Raw genomic sequence first — 21609 nt, forward strand, 5'->3', positions numbered from 1 at the left:
TGCTGTTTTTAAGTAAAAAAATCTAAAGATCACTATAAAAATTACTTCAAGCCGTTTGAAAAAAACATATTTTATCGCCTTAGGATAAAAAGCGAATCTTTAATTTCACTTTTTGGGGAGGCATGCAGAATGGATCTTGATAAAGTTATAAGAAAAGTACCCGATTTTCCCAAACCAGGGATCCTTTTTTATGATGTTACAAGCATTTTTCTTGAACCTACAGCATTTAAGTATGTAGTAGACACTATGCTTGAGAGTTATAAGGATAAGCAGGTTGATGGTGTTATATCGATTGAGAGTCGGGGATTTCTTCTGGGGTCTTGTTTTGCATATACCAATAAAGTTCCTCTTGTGCTTGCACGCAAAAAAGGCAAACTGCCAGGGAAAACAATTTCACAAAGTTATCTTCTTGAATATGGCTCCGCAACTTTGGAGATACATGAAGCAGACCTTATACCTGGGAAAAATTGGTTAATAATCGATGATTTAATTGCCACTGGCGGAACGCTTGAAGCAGTGAGCTCGATGATAGAAACGGTTGGAGCGAATGTGGCGGGAATTTTCTCGATTATTGGGCTGCCGTTTCTTAACTACAAGGAAAAAATCGGAAAGTATCGCCCCAAAACACTTATTGAATATAACTCTGAGGAGTGCTAAGTTCTGATTTGCTGATACTTTCGTTGTGGTATCATTTGCTCTTAACATTAAAATTAAAGATTTCTATGGATGCAAATTTATGGATAAGTTAATAAAAGAGATACTCTCTTCTTCTAATGCCGGTGTTGATGTAAAGGTTAGCGGCTGGGTCAGAACCCGACGAGAATCTAAAGAGTTTTCATTTTTGGAGATCAATGATGGTTCCACACTTTCGGGACTTCAGGTTATTGCTCCAACTACACTACCTAACTATACTGACGATGTTGCACGCATAACTACAGGAAGTAGTGTTACTGTTGAAGGTAAATTGGTTGAGTCACCCGGTAAGGGGCAACGCTACGAAGTTCAGGCTACAAAGATTAGTATTCATGGATTAGCGCCAAAGGATTATCCGTTGCAGAAGAAACGGCACTCCTTTGAGTTTCTAAGGGAGATTGCTCACCTTAGACCACGCACCAATTCCATTGGTGCTGTAGCGCGGGTAAGAAGTAGCCTCTCCAATGCTGTGCACTCCTTTTTCACACAAAATGGCTTTGTGTATGTACACACTCCCATTATCACCACCAGTGATTGTGAAGGTGCCGGTTCGATGTTCAGGGTATCGACTCTGGACCCAGATAACCCTCCCCGTAAAGAAGACGGCGCAGTAGATTACACCAAAGATTTTTTCGGCAGGCAAGCATCTCTTACGGTGAGTGGACAACTTGAAGGTGAAGCGTATGCTCTTGCATTGAGCAGAATCTATACTTTCGGACCTACCTTTAGAGCAGAAAATTCAAACACTGCCAGGCACCTGGCTGAGTTTTGGATGATAGAGCCAGAGATGGCGTTTTGCAGATTAATGCAAAATATGGATGTGGCAGAGGAGTTTGTGAGGTATCTTGCACAATATGCACTGGAGCACAATGGTGAAGATCTTCAGTTCTTTAATGATCGCATTGATAAGAGTGTGATTGCAACACTTGAAAATATCAAAGCACAGCCTTTTGAGAGGCTTAGCTACAGCGAAGCTGTTAAGATTCTTAAGTCTAATGACTCGAAGTTTCAATATCCGGTTTCTTGGGGTGCCGATTTACAGTCAGAACATGAACGTTTCCTTACTGAAGAGGTGTTTTCCAAACCTGTAATTGTATACGACTATCCAAAAGAGATAAAAGCTTTCTACATGCGCCTTAATGATGATAATGAAACCGTTGGCGCTATGGACCTTCTGGTTCCCCGAATCGGTGAATTAATTGGGGGAAGTGAGAGAGAGGAAAGGCATGAGGTACTTTCAAGCAGAATGCGTCAATCGGGTCTTAATGAAGAAGAGTATCGCTGGTATCTTGATTTAAGAAGATTCGGTAGTACCCCTCATGCAGGTTTTGGGCTCGGTTTTGAACGTTTGTTACTACTTGTAACAGGTATGCAGAACATAAGAGAAGTGATTCCATTTCCGCGGTTCCCGGGAAATGCTCAGTTTTAACACTCTTTATAATTTATGTAGCCTTTGAATCGTTTGTGAAACCACCCGAACCAGTGCTCCGGATATTTTCGTATCAGCTCCGAGAGCACATCATTGTGTTGGGTTTGTAACATAGTAATCGCCTCATCATTACTTAGTCCGGTTAGATCTGGTGGTTGTATCTCCTGTATGTGGATGTCATAGCTATAATTCTTGGTCATTATGCCATGAACAACAACCACTGGCGTCCCGGTCTTTTTTATCAGGCCGGCAACCGTGCGTACAGTATTGGCTGTTTTACCCAAAAAAGGTGCTGGAGTTCCCATTTTTTTGCTAACGTGCTGATCAATGAGAATCGCTACACATTGGTTCTTTATTAGAGCCTCATACATTTTTCGTAAGGCATTGCGAGTATAGATTGTATTGGTATTAGCACCACATCTCTTTTTGTGTAGCCAGTTTTCAACGATTGGATTTTTCATTGGCTTTGCTACGACGTTTACATTGCCAACTTTGGATCCAAATATATCAGCAAGAATTTCCCAGTTACCTAGATGAGCGAGCAATACAATCACACCATTTCCCCTCCTTAACTTTTCATTAATAAGGTCAAAATTTTGAACGTTATAAGGCGGAGTTTTAGCACCCCCACGCAGAAAATCTGTGATATACAAACCCATGTTTCTGTAAAGAGAATAGGTGAATTTTTTTATTTCACTCTCGGGAATGATTCCTGTATGCTGTAGATTCTTTTTAACAGTTTTACGGTAAGCTCCGGAAAAATATAAAAATGTGCCCAAAAGCAAACCAATTGTAAGGGCAACTCTTCTTGGAAGAGCTTTAAAGGCCGATTGAACAATACGTAGAAAAATGTATTCAAGGTTGTATGTAAGGTGCTTACGATTCAACATTAACTCGATTCTGTCTGACGGGTCGTTTGTTTATTGCTAATCATACTTGTAATTCTCTCACGAACCTCAAGAGCTATTTCAGCCTTGTTTTTATTTTTTAGTTCGGATGGGGATATCGGGTCTCCAATAGCTAAAGTTACTTTGCCGGGAACAATACGGCATGAACTCTTTGGTAATCTTTTGGCAGCGTCAATAATCGCCACAGGAACAAGTTTAACATTCGCTTGAAGAGCCAGTGAAAAACTTGCTTTTTTAAATTCCCCAACACTTCCATATTTGCTTCGGGTTCCTTCAGGGAATAGGATAAGTGAAACCTTTTCTTTGTGCAAACGATTGATGGCTCGTTTAATAGAGTTGTGCGCTTTGCGCGCGTTGGTTCTGTCAATCCAGATATGTCCAACAGCCGCGAGTCCCCACCCAAAAATTGGGATCATGAAGAGCTCTTTTTTAGCGATAAAACTTACGTTGTGGTACAGTTGGTAAAGAACGGGTATATCAAGAGCGCTTTGGTGATTTGAGACAAATACATAATGCTCATCAGAAGAAAGTTTCTCTTTACCAATAATGTGTACTTTGACTCCAGCGATTTTTAAGAGCTGAACATTCCATAAACGGGCAAGCTTCCTGGCTATATTTTTGTTGAAAACGCTTAAAAAAATACAAGCTAAACCATAAAGGATAGTAAAAACAAAACACCAGGTAACAAAAAGGAAGGTATGTAAAAGGTTACTTTTTCCTTCTATGCTGCAGTCTTTGAAATCCATACATTTTCCTTTCCTAATTTCTTTTTAAGCTCATTTAAAAGATTCTCACTTGGTGCGACTTTGATTTTCCCGGCTTTTATGTGATATTCATTTTGTGATGCTGCCAAAAGATGCACTATCAATGAACATTCACCACTGGTTTGATTACAGACATTACAGATATCTTCAATCTTTTCTTTTTCCAGTGAATCGGTTGAGAGTTTAATGTGAACACTTCTTGTAAGTTTTTCACGGGCTTCGTCGAGGGCGATACAATTTTCAACTCTTAATTTTGGTTTGTCATCGCTGTTTTTGTGACTGATTTGTCCGTGTACAAGTACCATTGCGTCTGTTCCAAGTAGAGTATGAAACTTCTCGTAAGCATCTCCAAAAACCAGTAATTCAATGGAACCGTCGAGGTTTTCGAGTTGAAGAAACGCCATCTGTTTACCATTTTTTTGGGTGTAAGGCTTAAAGGAAGTTATCATACCGCCTACAGTAGCATTTTTGCCATCCTTTATGTCCGCCAACTTTTCGGGCTCAAGAGAGATTGTAGAAAAACCTTTAATTTCATCAAAATAACGGTCCAGAGGATGACCACTGACATAGAAACCAAGGATTTCCTTTTCTTTCTGAAGTAAGATATTGTAAGGCCAATCATTGATTTCAGGAAGAGATGGTTCCGGTATAATGGTTTCTGCTGAATTTTGGTTATCGAACATGTCTTCAAAAAGATTCGCTTGTCCGGAGATTTTATCCTTTTGAAAACTGGCTCCAAAATCTATAGCCTTGTCAATCGCTTCTGAAAGTTGGGCCCTCGTTCCTTCAAGGCAATCCATTGCCCCCGCACAAATAAGTGATTCCAGACTTTTTTTGTTGATACTTCTCAGATCAACTGTCTTACAGAGGTCAAAAATTGAGTGAAAAGGAGCTCGGTCTTTCCTTGCGGTGATTATCGCTTCTGAAGATTTCCCCACGTTTTTAACTGCTCCCATACCAAGTCGGATATTACTGTTATCTATGCTACACTCATCTTCACTTCTGTTTATGTCCGGTGGGAGTATTTTAATGCCCATGCGGTTAGCTTCATTTCTCATAGTCAAAAAACCATCAGGAGAACCGAGCCATGAGGTAAGGTTAGCGGTCATATATTCAAGCGGATAATGGGCTTTTAGGTATGCTGCCTGATAAGAAACATGGGCATAAACGGTGGCATGAGCTTTATTGAAACCATATTCGGCAAACTTAGCCATTAAATCGAATACGCTTTTAGCGGTTTTGGGGTCAATGCCTTTGTTTTTTGCTCCATCAATAAACTTCTTTCCCATCTCTTCCATAGCTGCAGCATTTTTCTTTCCCATAGCCTTACGAAGTATATCCGCTTGCCCTAGCGAAAAACCACCCATGTTCTGGGCGATACGCATCACCTGCTCCTGATAGATAATGACTCCATAAGTCACATCAAGAATCTCTTCGAGCATTGGGTGCAGATAGTTTATGGTTTCTTTACCATGTTTACGGGCAATGAAAGTATCGATGTTGTCCATTGGTCCCGGGCGATAAAGAGCAGCCATAGCGATTAGATCTTCAATACAGGTAGGTTTAAGCTTACGGAGATATTCCTGCATACCCGATGATTCAAACTGAAAAACTCCCGTGGTTTCCCCTCTTCCAAAAAGCTCATAGGTCTTCTGGTCACCGTCTGATAAGTTCCACAGATCAATGTCCCTATCGTGGTATTTTTTTATAAGACGCAATGATTCCTGAAGTACCGTAAGTGTCCGAAGTCCCAGAAAATCCATCTTTATGAGACCGACCTTTTCGACATAGTTCATGTCGAACTGTGTCATTACAACCCCGGAACCCGGCTGTTTAAATAGGGGAGACCACTTAACAACGTCTCCGGGAGCGATGATTACACCGCCCGCGTGCATACCAGCCTGTCTGGCTAATCCCTCAAGAACAGAGGCATGCTTGAAAAGTTCACCGTATTGTGAATTGCTTTCAATTGCTTTAGCTAAATCAGGGTTTGCTCCTAGGGATTTTTCCAGATTTTTTTCGTTAACCAGGGATGATAAACGGTTAGCTTCAGCTACGGGAATGCCCATTGCCCTGGCAACATCCTTAACTACCATTTTCGCTTTCATGCGACCGAAGTTAATAATCTGGCACACTGCATCTCTACCATATTTATCGATCACATAGTCAATAACCTTATAACGGTCTCTATCGGCAAAGTCGATATCAGCATCAGGCATGGACACACGTTCTGGATTGAGAAATCGCTCAAATATAAGGTCAAATTTTATGGGGTCAACGCTTGTAATACCGGTTACATATGCTACCAGACTTCCGGCAGCGGAACCCCGGCATCCTACCATAACTCCCTGTTTTTGTGCAGCCAAAACAAAATCACGAACAATGAGAAAGTAACCTGGAAATCCCATGGAGCGTATTATTTCAAGTTCATACTCCAGCCGCTCTTCAATTTCGGGTGTAATGTTTTCATATTTCTCTTTTAGCCCCTGCCTTGAAAGTGCAGCGAGATATTCATCGCCTTTTTCAAACCCTTTAGGTAGATCGGGGACCGGAAGCTGTGGTTTTTCCTTTATCGAGACATCGCAGCGCTGAGCAATTTCCAAAGTATTTGACATAGCCTCAGGGATATCAGGGAAAAGCTGGGCCATTTCCTGAGGCGATTTAAAATAAATTTGATCTGAAGAGAAACGATATCTGTTTGGATCGTTCATGGTTGTTTGGGTTTGTATGCAGAGGAGCACTTCGTGTGAAATAGCATCTTCTTTTCTAAGATAGTGCGCGTCATTAGCTACTATGAACGGTACACCGATCTCCTTACCCAGTGAGATTAACTGCTCGTTGGCGATAATTTCGTCTTCTATACCATGGTTTTGGAGTTCGAGGTAGAAATTGTCCTCTCCAAATATTGAAAGATGCTCATGAATGAGGTTTCGTGCTTTGTCTAAATTGCCTTCAAGAACAGCCTGTGGGATCGCACCTGCTACACAGGCACTCGTTGCAATGATTCCTTCACTGTATTCCCTAAGCACTTCCATATCGATTCTTGGTTTATAATAAAACCCTTCCAGATACCCAATCGTGCTTAAGCGCATGAGATTTTTCCAACCCGTATTATTACGGGCCAGAAGAATCAGATGACAGTAATTACGTTCATCCTTAAGAAGTGTTTTCTCTTTACGAGAATTTGGTGCCACGTAGGCCTCAAATCCAAGTACCGGCTTGATGTCTTCGCTTTGACATGCTTCAAAAAACTCTACGGCTCCAAAAACGCCGCCGTGATCTGTTATGGCCAAGGCTGGCATTTCAAAAGCTTTGGCCTGCTTTACCAACTCTTTTATCTTTATTGCTCCATCCAGAAAACTGTACTCTGTATGGTTGTGAAGCGAAACGAAATTTGAACTCATTTGGAAATAACTCCGATTTTCCTGATTTTTCGAAGATAAAATTGCTTGCGGGTTCTTGTTCTGGGTACTTCGGCTTCGATTATTGGTTCAGTACCCTTTTGTATCTGAAGAGGTAAAATAGTGTAAATGTTAGGTTTAATATATGGACTACCTTCGTAATCTATAATTATTCTCTGCCCCGTTAAAATTGCATAATCTATGACATGAGTCATCTCACTTAATTCAAGCTCTTTAAGTTCTTCTCCATATTTTGTTCCCCTCATAGCGGTTTTATGGGGTTCGGTTTTCTGATCTATTTCTGTAACCGGCTCCCAGATGCTAAGGCTTTCTTTTAGTGCCTCCGGGATATGATCTTCGCATGAAATTTTTACACCGTCTTCACTTGGCATTCTCGGATCGAAGCCCAGAGATGTGAGTATTTCTTTTACCTTATTTTCGCTACCAGGGTGTATTCTAAAAACAGCGTGGGCGCTTACTGGTTCCAGATGTTTTCTTAGTGGTTCGTATGATGAAATTTGAACCGTTACTCTCTCTTCGGAGGAAACAAGAATACTGTTTGAGCTTACATAAAGGCGTAAAAATTCTCTCATCCATTCCTGAACAGTGGAAATTACGTTTGTCGGTGCTGAGTGCTCAACAAGCCAGTCACGTATTGTCGTAGATTCGACACCTTTGCTCATTGCACTGGAAATAACATCCTTATCTATAGACCCTTTATATACTTTGTCAAAATCAGTGGCTTTGCCAATCTGCATATACTGGAAAAAATGTGCAGGGTGAATTTCCTGTGGAAGAATAGTGGTAAAATCCGGCATTATAACGATAGGGGTAGCTTTAAATCCTTCATGAGTTATTTGCTCGGATTCATCATTGAAATGGTTGATCACAGCGAACTGAATTTCATTATTGGATTTACGGGTCTCCAACATACCCATAGCCTGAAATGCTTTTAAACCCTCAGTGAAAAATTTAAGATTAGTATCCGAAAAAACTGAACTTGATATCCAATAACCATCTGATTTGGTTAAGATTTGTTTCAACAGTTCGACTCTTATAGCCCCGCAGTATATTGAAGCATAGTCTGTCATTTGGCGCAACTGATCTTTAAAAGGTTTGGCTAACCAGGTTTTAAAGCATCTGCTATCAAGAGCGAATTCATCGCCTGTATCAGTTAGAAAAGATTTCTTTATACAGAAACTGATTAGAAATCCTGATGCTGAAGGGTCACCCTGGCCACTTTTGCCAGATAGTGTTTTGTCGTGGGTTATTTTCTTTAATTGATTGAGAGCGCTTCTTGAAAGACCACCGGTTTTTGTTTTAGTGATTTGGCCCTGGAACGCAAGTCCTGCTACTGCGGTCAAATCACAAAGTGGTCGCCAAAAGGGGATGGGGGGAAGGTGAGATTGCTCATCGGTTTTTGCGGCTTTGAGAAATGTTTCTACAAGCAGTGTTCTTAAAAATGGTTCAAATTCATTGAAACCAAAGTAGCGAATATTTCCGCTATTATCTTTAGCACCAAACACAAGAAAAGACTGAACGAGGGGATTGTCTATACCGTCATATTCGCTGATATTGATCCCATTACCTCCACTTAAATAGGCAAGGGCACATTTTAGCTTAAGCTCCTCATCAAGCTCCTCAAAACGTTCAGTTAATTTGGCTTTGGATATAAACTTTGCTGCTTCTTCCTCAATCATACTCGAAGAAAGTATGCGTCTGGATCCATTCGATTCTCTGATAAAGTGTTCAAATACCCACTTAGGTGGTAGCAATTTTACATATTCAACAAAATGCACTGCCCCGGGGGTTTTAACCCTTTCCATAACAGACCACTTTCTACGTTTTAATTATCGGATTTGGATTTTCATACAGAAGCCCTTACAGGCCCTAAGTAGTATATCTAATATACATAGCGCCAACAGCTTCTCTACAATGCAAAAGAGCATAATTATGCCTGAATTTTGGAATAGTACAGGGTAACCGTTGAAGCTTCTGCATATTTCAGAAAAATGCTTATTACAGTCATCTATGGTTTTGGGATATAATATTTTGAAGATGCAAATTTGGTTTAAATTCATTTATAAGTCTAAAATTACAGGAGCCGCTCAGTACAATGGCAATTTCAGCGAGATTGGATTTTAAAAGAAAACCGGGTGTTGTGCTTATAGTAGATAAAATGATGCCAGTGGATGAACTGAAGGAATTCAGCAAACGTGGTGCAGATTTATTGGAACTGAGAGTTGACCTTTTCAGTGAACCCATAGAAAAAATCCTTACTTATCTTGAATGTATCAAAAATTCGGTGGATATTCCTGTTCTCGGTACCGTTAGAGAAAATGAAAGAACCCGTTTGCACAGAGTGGAGCTATTTAAAGCTATCGCTCCTTACATTGACTGCGTGGATGTTGAGCTAGGGGCAACAGATTCAGATCAAATCGTTTCTGCTGCAAGTGGTAAAACCATAATGATCTCGGAGCATGATTTTGAGAAGACCCCGGATCAAAACGGCCTTGAAGATATAGTAAAACGTTCGATAGATCAGGGCGCTGATATAGTGAAAATAGCGGTTATGGCGAACAATCAAAAGGATGTTACGCGCTTAATGAGGTTCACTGAAGACTCTTCGAAACTACTGGTGACGATTTCTATGGGTGCTATGGGGAGTATAAGTCGCATCGCAGCACCCATATTTGGCTCACTTTTTACCTATGGATTTCTGGGTGAACCGGTTGCACCCGGGCAGCTCCCGGTAATGAAGCTTATCGGGGAGCTGAATGCATACTTCCCATTCTCAAGGGGTTGCGATCAGAAGAACGACGGCCTGGGAGAAGATAGTCCGGTTGATTAATTCTACCCCAGCTATCAAAATCAAAACCTATAGAAAACGTAAACCGGTGCCCCCCTTTATCTTTAGATTTATCGATACCGTGATCCCATCTTAGGTTGACGGCAAGGGGGTAGGTGCTAAATGTTTGTGCCTGAAGGCGAATCTCCGCTCCATATGAAAGTAACCAATCAGCTCTGTTGAAATCAAAGAAATCCATTGGGTTATCCAGTCCGGTTCCACCCGAAAGGTTGATAGCTCCGTAGAGGTATTCGAAATGGATGAAACTAAGCCGGCGATTGATATTTCCTGGCCACAGTGGGAAGCGATAAGAGAACCTTGCATCAAGAACAGCATTTCCTGAGATAAGAACGGTGTCACCAGTTCTTGAAGTGGTATCACCATGTTCTATACGCTGCAACTCGTCCCTGTAATAATAGGTATAGCCGGGGAGCCATGTTACAGGAAGATAAAACGATGGTAATTGGGTGTCGTTTACAGGTTTAACATAAGAGCCGGACAGGTCAAAGTAAAGATCATGCATATTGTGCAATGGTGATCCGGTTCCCATAATAGCTCTTGCGTTTATTTGATGAAAATTGTAGGTGTCATAATTTTCTCTCATTCTGCCACCATCTATATCGAAACTGTTTTCTTCCTTTAACGAATACTGGTTCCAAAAGTCGTATTGAACTTTTGCAGCAAAGCCACGGGGAGAGATAGATGCTCGTTTGTTATTGGAACGGTTTACAAAAGTACCCATAGTTCCGATTCTGTACCCTTTTCCTAAATTGTACGAAAAAATTCCTTCTCCTGGATAGGTTTTGCCAAGATTAAGCTTTACATCATCTCTGTTGAAACCGGTGAAAAGATACACACCAAAGCCAGCTGGTACTCTGCCCAGGACAGTAGCATTAGAATGGTGAGAAGCTATGAGGAGCAAATTGTGGATCTGAATTTTGTATGGAAGGGATAGTTCTTCACCTTCGGATTCATCATAAAAAGTGTCATTGCCGGTTACCCCTCTGAGCATATAATCGATTGTTACATCTACTGGAAGCAGGCTTGTTACGGCAAAAGCACCAAGATCGTAGTTTACAGAGGTACTGATCCCCCCATCATCAAAATTAAAAAATCTGAAAATTTTACCTGCTTCAATTAGCGCGTAGGCACCGATCTCAGTACCTAATCCGGCCCATGCGAAGGGGTCCATGAGATTAATGATAGCACCAAGTTTAAAACTACTTACACCTTTAAATACGTCGTCTTCACTCGTTGTAGCTGCTTCAGAAATAAGAGTTGGGGTTAGCAGTACTTGACGGGGATAATAGGAGTATGCGCGGGGTAAACTTACAGAAGTTTGTGGTTGATCGATTTGTGGCTTACTACGGGCTGTAACCCCATCGACTTTAGTCTGTGAAGAGAGCACTTTAATAGAATCGAGCATGTAAATATGGTGCCCCTCAGGGTCGTAACCTGCATAAACAAGTCTTTCTTCATCAGGACAAACACCGGGAGAGAAAGCACCACCTGAAACATTTGTCAGTTTTTCGAGAGTATTGGTATCAAAGTTAAATCGGTATATGTTAAATATACCGGTGCGATCCGAAGAAAAATACAATGAAGAGCCATCGGGGCTGAAATAGGGGTCTCTTTGATCGTGTTTAGTTTCACACACCACGGTAAATGTACCAGTTAAAGTATCATACAAACCAATTTTGCGGTTAGTGTTATCTATGTAATCAAGCGCTATAGTTCTGCCATCAGGAGACCATGTCACGTCGTAAATTTTACTAAAAAAGTTTTCGTAGGAAGATGTATCGGGGTACAGGACTCTAAAATTTTCACCAGAGGTATCTACCTGAGCGAGAAAATAACGATCAATTCGACGCTGTACGGCAGCCAGTATGTCTCCATCAGGTGAAAAGGAACCTGAGAAGATACCTTTTTGTTCGGTAACTTGTCTGTAAGTTTTGTTCCTGCGAAAAAAGGAAGGCTTAACAGGTTCAGAAGGCAAAGTGTCTATAAAAAGGTCAAACCTTCTCTGCCCACCATCTTTTGCATTCATTCTTGAGCTTCTGGAGTGGTTAGAGGTAAAAGATATAAGATTGCCTGGTCCGTTAAAATGGAAATTACCACTAATGGGGGACTCAAATCTTAAACGATTATCCTCTTCAACTGTATCACTTAAGCTGTAGGATACAAGCGTCTGTCTGAAGGAGTGGCTTTCGCCATTGGAGAGATAATAGATACGATCACCAGATGGTGAAAAGCGGGGCCTGAAATTGGAAAACCCAAATTCACTGATTTTTCTACCAAAAACCTGGGTACCAATGTTTTCAATTTGTTCATGGTAATTATTGTAGAGATATAGTTGCCACTCATTGTAGAGCTCTTGACCCGATATACCTAAAACAGCCTTAACTGCTCCGTCGAATGTAAGTCTGTCAATTCGTGAGCACTCACGCAGCAATGAAACAACTTTTTCGTATCCATAGTTTTCGGCAATGTAGATAACCAATGAAAACCCATGATTATATGAGTTTTCGTACTTATCTATGGTACCGGTAAATACATGCATATGGTCCCAGGAAAGCATATTTCCCGATAGTGCAAGGGTACGCATGATCATATCTCTGTGGCTATCCCATCGATCGGAGCCGTGCAAAGAGCTTTCATACTGTGCTATACCTTCAGCAAACCACTGTGGAAGAATTGTGGATGGGAAAACGTGAAGTGCTTCAAGGCGGTTGGGTTCATTTGGATGCGAGAAGGCACCGCCCTGTATATAAGGGATCCAGGGGGGTAATTTGGAGGAGCTTCTGATTGAAACTATATGGGCAAATTCATGAGTAATAACATCATCAAACCATTCGTGACTTCCTCTGAGATTGAAATCAAAGTTATGGGTGCCAATAAAGATAGTGTTTAGTGGGGGATAGGCAAATGCATTTGGTAAGTCTTCATCATAAAGAATTACATCTGTTTTCCCGGGTAGTTCGATATGGTACGTGTTGGCGAAAATATCGTAGAGTTCTTCAAGTTTGCAGGCTGTTCTATGAACAAGATGATCTAGGCCGTTGTGGTAATGGATACGAAAGTTTTCAGATTCCACAGTATACAGATCAAGGCCAAAGGCATTGAATCTGGCAGTATGGCCTATACTAAAAAAGAAGAGTAGAAACAGAACAGAAATAACATATTTTTGCATATTTACCTGCTTAGATAATTCCCTAATTATTTTGTAACAGCCATTTTCCAGTATTTAACATGTCGCCTGCCATTAATTGTCGCTTCAAGACGGCATCTGTAAACACCAGGGCCGTAGTGTCTGAGCGGTACCGCAAACTCATTCCACCCGGGATAACTTCCGGAGATGTCTCTAAAGGAATCCATTTCAAATCCGGTGACTGAGAAAATGTCAAGCCTCACATTTTGTGCTTCATCTGAAAACTGGTATTTGAAAACAGCCTCCCTGCTTCCCTGGGTAGGATTGGGGTAGCTGAAGAACTCAATAGGTTCCGTTTGAACTTCGATAATGTCAGTTAAAGAGCCCAGGTATGCAAATGATCTTGCAGCATCATAGCCGGTTTGGGGCCAGAAAAGTGAGTCGGGCATGATTTTTTGCGGTAATCTCCAGCGATAAACAGACCCTCCGGAAGATACTGCAAAAAGATCCGGTTGCGCTCGGTGATCGGTTCGTGCAACAAGAGGGGATGTGGTAACAGGGGAACCGGTTGTAATTGGCCATGGTGATTGAGGTAGAGGTCCGGAGCCGGGTAATGATGATGAAAGCGGACGATTTGCAGATGAATTAAGTGCATCGATGAATCCGCCGGGTAAAACATAAGGAGCTATGATTGAATCATTGAGCGTAAGTATAGTATCAACTTCTGAGCTCGAAAGATCCCATATGCTATCAAGCACCCCATCAGTTCTGTAAAAAGAAACAACACCTCTTTCCCTGTCAGCACTTTCTATTTTGGTAAAAGTGTAAGTGGAGTTTTCACCGGTAGGGGATGAAAACAGAATGTGAGGTTCTGAATTTTCATTGGTAAGAATTATGGGAGAAGAGGTAATACTGCCCCGTTGATACCAGTAACGATTATCCAGGTATGCTGGCCAGTCACTTAAAAGCACCCCTTTGTAATTAAGTGCATACACTCCGTTTGTTCCTCCAACAACTATATCCAAATAACCATTTCGGTCAATGTCTGCAAAAACAGGCGCGGATACATTATAATGATACTTGTTGCGGTCTCGATTTTCGTCTATACTTTCGTAATGATATGCATTAGGCCAGTCATTGGGTTCTTCGCTCCATCCGTAAGCAAGCTCAAGCTCAGAAGTATACACCCAAATGCCCTGTCTGCTGTCGGTAACAATAATTTCACTGTTTTCATTTCTATTAAGGTCTCCTGTAACGAGTGAAAACGGAGGGATACCATGAGAGATCTTCGTACTTCGTTCAGGAGATTCTGAGTAGAGATTACAAATGGAGAGCTTACCGTTGCTTTGAACCGATACAATCTTCTCCGGTGCATCCCTGAGCGCTGCAATAGCGTTAACGGAGCTGTCTGATGAAAGCTTGACCATTTGAGTGGTGTTTGCACCCGATCCGAATACTACGTAGCCACCTTCAAGCCCTACAGCCCAGGTCGAATCACCAATCGAACTTATGTAAGAGCTTGGGGGGTGTGGCAGTGTTATGTGCTCTATCTCAGACTGGGATGAATTTACTGCGCGTAAAACGTGGATAAAACCATCTTTTGAAGGAGTGTAGACATGGTCATTCACCAGTGTTGAAAAGGTAAATAAACCCGGTATACTATCCAGATATGTTACAGAGGTTGAAGAGTCAGTAAGTGTATCTCCCAGGAAGTTGACCTGTTTATGATATTCGCTTCTTTCACCAAAGGACTGTGGTGTTAAACTATCTAAGCTAAATACATACATTCTGCCCGAAGCACCTGTAAGTATCAGTTCCCGGTCTTCAGATTGCGAGTCTAAATTGGCGAGTAAAGGATCATAGAAAAAATCCGGAATCGCTTTACGTGGCCAGGATGGGTGACTGTGATCTCTTCTGACTGTAACATTGAAGATTGAGTCCACGTAGTTATAGGAGAAATAATCTCCACCACCACTTCTGATCATTCGCTCACGTCTGGGAGAATCGCTTGAATGATCGATAGTAATTTCAAGAAAGCTGTGTCCACCATCGTTGCTTCGGGTTGATGGGCTGGTATAGGGGCCAAAGCTGTTTACTCTTGATATCGCCCCGCTTGAATCCCTGGTGTGGGGAAAGACATCCTCGGCACCCCCATAATCATAGGCTGCCTGGTAGAACATGTTGGTGAAAGTAACCCCAAGATCATTGATCCCATCAGCTTCCACAAGACGAACACCTCTGTAACTCGAATCAGCGTTGACCTGATTGTACCTCATTCTTTTGCGAATAATTCGTTCATCCACATGCCATACAAGAACCCCTGATGCAGGAAGGCTGATGTCATTATTTATTGCGCTTTGAATAACATTTGATCTGCCTGTAACCGAATCGATATTTTCATCAAGATCGAAATTAAAAGGATATGAACGGATATATTCCCGGTTTCTTAACGTGTCATACAAAAATTTATCCCTGTTTCCCGAGAGATTGCGTTGTCTGTTTTCAACAAGGTAATACTCATGATCATTTATAGGAATAAGCAGGATGGTGGTATCATTCCACAACTCTTCGGGAGGTTTATCAAGAACCATTGAAAGAGCTTTCACCCGATTTGTATAGTTTTCTCCAATTTGTACTGTATGAGCCCGATCCCATCCCATAAAGGCGCGCACCCAGGCTGAAGGGTAGGGTGGAATAAAACCTCTACCAGCTGAGTATCCAGCGAAATCCATAATGCAAAAAGCTCCTATAGCAGTAACGCCGCTTGATGTAGAGAACAGGTCAGGAATACCGAGCTGACGAGCAATTTGATTAACGAGAATACCCTGAATACCCCAGTTGAGTCCGTCCTGGTTCGAGGTCTCTGAGCACATCATGACTTCATCAATGAGAATGGAACCGGAAGAACCGGTAACGGTAACCCCTTCCTGATCGAGCTCAAGGGTATCCTGGTAATAGCTGAAAAAATCAGGATTGATAAAAGCATCAATCATATCTGAAGGAGAGTCGGCATAAGCCGCTCCATCCATCCCTCCATCAGTGAGGTAGGATGAGCCAGCGTGAAAGATGAGTATAACAGCTTTTTTGTTTGTGCCAACTTCCCGCAAAATTCCATTAGAGTCGCGGTAAAGATTTCGAAAGGGAGATGTCGATTGGTCTCTATCAGCTACTTCAATTGCATCTCGTATGAATTCGACTAATCCAAATGTTTTTCTCTCATAGTATTCATCCCATGATTCTGCACTCCTTTTGTATCCGGGTGAGTAGTGGATCATCGTTGAATCTACCTGGTATCCTGTTTCACCGGAACCTGAGGGATATATTCTATGCTCTAAGGTAAGACGACCACGAGAGACTTTATTATAATATTGACTTACAGCATCAAGCTGCTGAGCAAAGTAGAGAGAGTCATGAGGTAGTTTGTCATACCTGTAAACGGTGTCTTTGTTAATGTATTTCTGTTCTTTAGAATCACCACCACCTCTCATTCCAAAGAGGCCGTTTCCTGTATTTAAATCAGAGGTATCCCTTTTAAATTCGACCCTAAGAGCAATGACGAGAAGTGTATCATTGCCTTGCATCGGGAAATTCAATGACCATTGATGATCTCGGGCGGTTTTAACCAGGTTTTTTTCACTTGTACCTTTAAACAGATAGGGATAGTTACCTCGTGGTCCACCGACAACTGATTCGGAGCTGGCTTGAATAGTACTGAGTGCTCCGGTCATAAGAAGACCGGAGATTAGTAAAAAGAATTTAATCATGATTGTGTTTCCAAAAAAGATTACCCTGGAGTTTCGCTTCTGATGTAAGCATTAGAAACTAAAGAGAAGTGATAAACGCCACTGGCCATGACGGCTCCCATTAGCACCAGTTTTTTGAGAGTTAATTTTGTTTACAACACTCTCCATAAAACCTTCTGGCGAATGAATGTATGACCAGTCAAAATTGAGATTTCCATATTTAATACCAAGCCCTAAAGTAAGCTCATAACGTTCCCCTATATAGTCTGCCATAAATCCGGACCGCAGGGCTACAAAATCAGAATACCAGTATTCTGCCCCCAAGCTCAGTATTATTTCTGCCAATTCATCAGTCCATCTGGTGTCTTCATTTGCAAGCATCCCTGTCCATAATGCTTTCCAGAATGGATCCGGAGGATCGTCCTGATAATTTTTAACGACCTCTCTGTATGCGTCAAAAACAAACGTCAGATCATGGATTGGCGTTTGAACCGCATGATAGGCAAGCCCAAGTCTTAAAGTAAAAGGGATTGGGTCTGCCTGATCCTGACTAACATAAAATATCCGGGGTCCCATATTCTGAAGCATAAATCCAAAGTCAAGATTATCTATTAGCATATCTTTTTTGAGTACAGATGCATCAACCGCGAAGGTTCGCCCTACCCCTTCACCATGATCCCCAACTCCCGGGGCAAGTGCACTGTGAACGTATTTTACATTTAATCCAAGCGCGAGATCTTCCTTAATTGAGAATCCATAAGAGAGGCCAAAAACCCCTTCCCATGATCTTTGTTCTCCAATAACTACATCCGATTCGGATGTTAGCTCGTTATTTCCCATGTTAATATAATTAACAAAGAAACCAAATGTTCCCCAGTCTTCTGTGGGATAAACAAGCGTGAGGTATATATGCCAGAGATCAGGAAGGTTAAATTCTGGCAAAAGCTGCTCATAGAAGAAAGAGAATTGACGTTCTGCATAATCGTATTGTTGAACAGCCTTGTCTGTGGCTAACCATACGTCATTGTCATGCATAGCTATATGATAAACATTATCGCCCCGTAATACGTTCCTTGAATGATAAGTCTGCCACTCGGGGGTGCTGCGAATAGCAGTTCCATCTTCACTAACCTTGGCAGGACCTTCAGTATAAGTGATCACACCCTGGTTTGTTCCTATCCATACGGCCCCACTGTTATGCTCTGCAAAGGTGTAGATATAGCTATCGGGGAAACGAAAACGTCTCCATCTGTTGCCTTGGTTTATTGAAATGCCTCCCTCACCACCTGTCCACAATCTTTGCTGTGAGTCATAGAAAAGTGCTGTAACGGAGTTGGAAATTAGTCCCGCTGAGGTATCTAACACAGTAATACCGGTATTATCTTTCCGAAGAAGGCCTTTTGATGTACCTGCATAGATCGCGTTTGACGCAGTAATAGCTATAGAAGTAACAGTTGGGTGGGGGAAATGTTCAGAATCGATCGTATCCCATCCTCCGGTTCTAAAAACAGCTGCACCGTTGTCTGTTCCTACTGCAACTACTCCACCTCTTCCGGTTGAAAGGGCAGTGATTCTGTTTGAAGGTAGGCCATTCTGGGTTGTATAATGGTTCCACTGTTCACCATCGAGGCGCCATAGTCCCTTTGGTGTTCCAATCCATAAACGCTCCGAATCATCTAAAAGCATTGCTGTTACTGTATCTTCAATAGCAATTGTGTATGGAATTTCGATGTCTAGGAGGTCTTCAAGGTGTCTGTCAGGAGTAGCGAAAAGCTCGACAATTGTTTGTGAGAAAGTGTTTACATTTGCAGAGTCAACATAGTCAGAAAGCAGTGATTGGACATGAAATAAGTTTTGTTGAGAAGGGGGCAGAGAACTGAGTTCTCTTGCAAGGGAGCCGGGAGTTTTTTGGGCAGCTTCAAAAATATCGGAACTAATATTGTCCTTAAGAGCGGAGGAGATAAGTGCATATGTTTTCATTCCTATATCATTATGCTTTTTTATCTCCCAGATTGCGTCTTCGATCATCGATTCATCATCAATGTTTAACCGTCTTTTCACGATAGATTGTAAGTCATCATCGGGGTTCAATAGATAAGAGACGCTGTTTTCCCATGCTCTTCCGTTAAATCGTAACAGACCGCCATCAAACCCGGCCCATACTCGGTTTCTGACTCCAAATTCACCTCTGGGTTTTGTTGCAACAGCATTAAATGAGGTGTCTGGCAGAAATGTCTTCCAGGTGCTTGCCATGGGTGAGAGCCCCAGGCCAGCGGGATTGTAGAAGGTCGCGTTGGCATCATTAGCAAGCCCGGTAAATGCTTCACCAAGAGCTGTAGGACGGGCTCCTACGGGAAAGGCAAGAGTTATAACAGCAGACTGAGACGCAAATGCTTCATTGGCATAAATTAACAGTAATGCTGTAAGTAGAAGATATTTCCCGGATTTTTTTGGATTATTTACCGCTTTCATCAATTGCATACCTCTGTTTGTCAGGAGATTTTACTATACAGGTCCACTCAGGAAGTTGAGGGATCTGTCCTTTATCGAAAAATGGGCGCAAGCCCGTTTCAGTCGTTTCCCTAAGATTTTCGGTACCACTGTGAGGAATAATCATGCATACACAGCCAAGGTGAAAAGGAGGAATAATATGGGGGTGCTTATATATCTCCTCCCGGCTTACATAGTGCCCCCTTGAGAGAAAGTCTTTGCACCCGGGGCACTCATAGGGAAAGTCGTAATAATAGAATTCAACACCCTGACTATCCCCTTTCTCTATGGCCAGGACATTTTTATCGATATAGCTATTCCAGGCTACGATTATCTCCTCACGATCAGAGTCACTGAGCGGCAACTTACCTATGTCTTCGTTTTTAGCGCTTAGATATTTTCGGATTTCTTCTTCTGAAGGTCTGATTTTTTCAAGTTGCTCCCGTGGATCTCTTCTAAACACAGAGTAGATTCCACTTACATGGATCTGTGAATCGATTGGGGTTTCTTCCGCCTCCTCCTTCTCCACGCCTACTCTTATTGCAATAATAACAAGGATTAAAACAAGTATCAGACCTATCAGAAACGCTGCCATTTTGTTTGCTCCAGAGTCTAAGAAGTGGTTGTGTCCGGGTTGAGCACAACCACTTTAAAACATCTTACATATTATTCACGATTTCTTTACCGAACTGTGAACATGATACTGTCTGTGCACCATCCATAAGACGTGCAAAATCATAGGTAACAGTTTTCTTACGAATGGCATTTTCAATGCCATTAATAATCAGATCCGCAGCCTCTGTCCAACGCATATATCGAAGCATCAACTCACCGGAGAGAAGAACGGATGAAGGGTTAACCTTATCCTGGTTTGCATATTTGGGTGCAGTACCATGGGTTGCTTCAAAAATCGCATGCCCTGTATCATAATTGATATTTGCCCCCGGGGCGATTCCTATACCCCCGACTTGGGCTGCAAGAGCATCACTGATATAGTCACCGTTAAGATTCATTGTTGCAACCACATCAAATTCATCTGCCCGTGTAAGTGCCTGCTGAAAGAAAATGTCTGCGATGGCATCCTTAATAAGTATCTGCCCTGGCTGTGGATTCCCGTTACACTCATCCCAGCTTACAACTTTTCCGGCGAATTCGGATGCAGCAAGCTCATAGCCCCATTTTCTGAACGCGCCTTCAGTGAACTTCTGAATATTTCCCTTATGAACAAGAGTAACACTTTTGCGGTTATTTTCAATGGCATAATTTATGGCTGCGCGAATAAGGCGCTGTGAACCTGTTTTTGAAATGGGTTTGATTCCAATACCAGAATCTTCTCTTATATCCCAATTATATTCTTTTTTACAGAAATTGATAAGTTTTTTTACTTCATCTGTACCCATTTCAAGCTCTTTACCAGAATAAACATCCTCGGTATTTTCCCTAAAAACTGCCATGTCTACCTTTTCGGGGTTTTTAACGGGAGAAGGGACACCTTGGAAGTATCTAACAGGTCTGAGGCAAACATAAAGCTCAAGGATCTGTCTGAGCGCAACATTCAAAGAACGGATACCTTCACCTACAGGTGTAGTAAGGGGCCCCTTTATACCCAAAAGGTATTCTTTAAAGGTACTGATAGTTTCATCGGGAAGCCAACTGCCAGTCTGATTAAACGCTTTCTCACCGGCTAAAACTTCTTTCCACACTATTTTACGTTTGCCCCCATAAGCCTTCTGAACGGCCTGATCAAGAACATAGCTTGCCGATTTCCAGATATCTGGACCTGTTCCGTCTCCTTCAATGTAGGGAATTACCGGGTTTTCAGGAACCTTAAGCACCCCATTTTCCATTGCTATCTTCTCTGCCATTGATAACTCCTAAAGATATTTTTTTAAAGGTGAAAGTGAAATTAGAGCCCAATATAGCAAATACCTGAGAAAGATGCCCATGATTAAAGCATTTTTACCTACTTTTTCTACAGGTATTGTAAAATACGTTTTCACTCACTCCACTTACAAGCCTCTAGGGTATTGACAGCGATTGCAGTAATATATATCTTTATCCACATTCGCGGGAGTAACTCAATGGTAGAGTGCAACCTTCCCAAGGTTGAGGTCGCGGGTTCGAGTCCCGTCTCCCGCTTTAATTTACTCCTCAGTCTTTCTTTCCAAAAAAAACAGTAAGATAT

General features: G+C 41.8%; 12 protein-coding genes and 1 tRNA gene. 4 read left to right on the forward strand and 9 right to left on the reverse strand.

Annotated elements, in window-relative coordinates; all coding sequences use genetic code 11:
* Positions 1-129: 129 nt before the first annotated feature.
* Entirely contained in the window at positions 130-657 is a 528-nt protein-coding gene (locus tag QA601_03075; protein MDG5814046.1) for an adenine phosphoribosyltransferase, read from the forward strand.
* Positions 658-736: 79 nt separating this feature from the next.
* The gene (gene asnS / locus QA601_03080; GenBank protein MDG5814047.1) at positions 737-2122 is read left to right on the forward strand and encodes an asparagine--tRNA ligase; all 1386 of its coding nucleotides are present in this window, start codon (positions 737-739) and stop codon (positions 2120-2122) included.
* Here the strand turns inward: asnS and QA601_03085 are convergent.
* From QA601_03085 to QA601_03100, 4 genes are read right to left on the reverse strand one after another with little or no spacing between them, the layout of a single operon-like run.
* A complete protein-coding gene (locus QA601_03085) occupies positions 2119-3012 on the reverse strand; it encodes a lysophospholipid acyltransferase family protein (GenBank protein ID MDG5814048.1) in 894 nt (297 codons plus the stop codon). The two genes, asnS and QA601_03085, sit on opposite strands and share 4 nt — an antisense overlap.
* Positions 3012-3776: a lysophospholipid acyltransferase family protein gene (locus tag QA601_03090; protein MDG5814049.1), complete on the reverse strand. Its 765-nt coding sequence runs from the start codon at positions 3774-3776 to the stop codon at positions 3012-3014. Before QA601_03090 ends, QA601_03085 begins: the two co-directional genes overlap by 1 nt.
* The gene (gene dnaE, locus QA601_03095; GenBank protein MDG5814050.1) at positions 3752-7198 is read right to left on the reverse strand and encodes a DNA polymerase III subunit alpha; all 3447 of its coding nucleotides are present in this window, start codon (positions 7196-7198) and stop codon (positions 3752-3754) included. The genes QA601_03090 and dnaE overlap by 25 nt, the downstream gene beginning before the upstream one ends.
* Complete coding sequence (locus QA601_03100) at positions 7195-9021, reverse strand: hypothetical protein (GenBank protein ID MDG5814051.1); 1827 nt, start codon at positions 9019-9021, stop codon at positions 7195-7197. The genes dnaE and QA601_03100 overlap by 4 nt, the downstream gene beginning before the upstream one ends.
* A 290-nt stretch (positions 9022-9311) precedes the next feature.
* Here QA601_03100 and aroD point away from each other — a divergent pair, with 290 nt between their 5' ends.
* A complete protein-coding gene (gene aroD, locus QA601_03105; protein MDG5814052.1) occupies positions 9312-10046 on the forward strand; it encodes a type I 3-dehydroquinate dehydratase in 735 nt (244 codons plus the stop codon).
* On the opposite strand, the gene QA601_03110 is transcribed toward aroD, so the two are convergent.
* The 5 genes from QA601_03110 to icd form a co-directional block, all read right to left on the reverse strand.
* On the reverse strand, positions 9958-13233 hold the full coding sequence (locus tag QA601_03110; protein MDG5814053.1) for a hypothetical protein: 3276 nt from the start codon (positions 13231-13233) through the stop codon (positions 9958-9960). The two genes, aroD and QA601_03110, sit on opposite strands and share 89 nt — an antisense overlap.
* Positions 13234-13259: 26 nt before the next feature.
* Complete coding sequence (locus QA601_03115) at positions 13260-16955, reverse strand: hypothetical protein (protein ID MDG5814054.1); 3696 nt, start codon at positions 16953-16955, stop codon at positions 13260-13262.
* 51 nt (positions 16956-17006) lie between these two features.
* The gene (locus QA601_03120; protein MDG5814055.1) at positions 17007-19406 is read right to left on the reverse strand and encodes a PorV/PorQ family protein; all 2400 of its coding nucleotides are present in this window, start codon (positions 19404-19406) and stop codon (positions 17007-17009) included.
* The gene (locus QA601_03125) at positions 19390-20019 is read right to left on the reverse strand and encodes a hypothetical protein (protein MDG5814056.1); all 630 of its coding nucleotides are present in this window, start codon (positions 20017-20019) and stop codon (positions 19390-19392) included. The genes QA601_03120 and QA601_03125 overlap by 17 nt, the downstream gene beginning before the upstream one ends.
* Positions 20020-20083: 64 nt before the next feature.
* Entirely contained in the window at positions 20084-21289 is a 1206-nt protein-coding gene (icd, locus tag QA601_03130) for an NADP-dependent isocitrate dehydrogenase (GenBank protein ID MDG5814057.1), read from the reverse strand.
* Positions 21290-21491: 202 nt separating this feature from the next.
* On the opposite strand from icd, the gene QA601_03135 reads away from it, so the two are divergent.
* Positions 21492-21563, forward strand: a tRNA-Gly gene (locus tag QA601_03135).
* Positions 21564-21609: the final 46 nt, after the last annotated feature.

Source organism: Chitinispirillales bacterium ANBcel5, assembly GCA_029688955.1.
Lineage (GTDB): Bacteria > Fibrobacterota > Chitinivibrionia > Chitinivibrionales > Chitinispirillaceae > Cellulosispirillum > Cellulosispirillum alkaliphilum.

What these genes read in the sequence shown, in the direction of transcription:
- QA601_03075 (MDG5814046.1), top strand. Translation starts at nt 130, where the DNA reads ATGGATCTTGATAAAGTTATAAGAAAAGTACCCGATTTTCCCAAACCA.
- QA601_03120 (MDG5814055.1), bottom strand. Translation starts at nt 19,406, where the DNA reads ATGAAAGCGGTAAATAATCCAAAAAAATCCGGGAAATATCTTCTACTT.
- QA601_03110 (MDG5814053.1), bottom strand. Translation starts at nt 13,233, where the DNA reads ATGCAAAAATATGTTATTTCTGTTCTGTTTCTACTCTTCTTTTTTAGT.
- dnaE (MDG5814050.1), bottom strand. Translation starts at nt 7,198, where the DNA reads ATGAGTTCAAATTTCGTTTCGCTTCACAACCATACAGAGTACAGTTTT.
- QA601_03125 (MDG5814056.1), bottom strand. Translation starts at nt 20,019, where the DNA reads ATGGCAGCGTTTCTGATAGGTCTGATACTTGTTTTAATCCTTGTTATT.
- asnS (MDG5814047.1), top strand. Translation starts at nt 737, where the DNA reads ATGGATAAGTTAATAAAAGAGATACTCTCTTCTTCTAATGCCGGTGTT.
- QA601_03100 (MDG5814051.1), bottom strand. Translation starts at nt 9,021, where the DNA reads ATGGAAAGGGTTAAAACCCCCGGGGCAGTGCATTTTGTTGAATATGTA.
- QA601_03115 (MDG5814054.1), bottom strand. Translation starts at nt 16,955, where the DNA reads ATGATTAAATTCTTTTTACTAATCTCCGGTCTTCTTATGACCGGAGCA.
- QA601_03090 (MDG5814049.1), bottom strand. Translation starts at nt 3,776, where the DNA reads ATGGATTTCAAAGACTGCAGCATAGAAGGAAAAAGTAACCTTTTACAT.
- QA601_03085 (MDG5814048.1), bottom strand. Translation starts at nt 3,012, where the DNA reads ATGTTGAATCGTAAGCACCTTACATACAACCTTGAATACATTTTTCTA.
- aroD (MDG5814052.1), top strand. Translation starts at nt 9,312, where the DNA reads ATGGCAATTTCAGCGAGATTGGATTTTAAAAGAAAACCGGGTGTTGTG.
- icd (MDG5814057.1), bottom strand. Translation starts at nt 21,289, where the DNA reads ATGGCAGAGAAGATAGCAATGGAAAATGGGGTGCTTAAGGTTCCTGAA.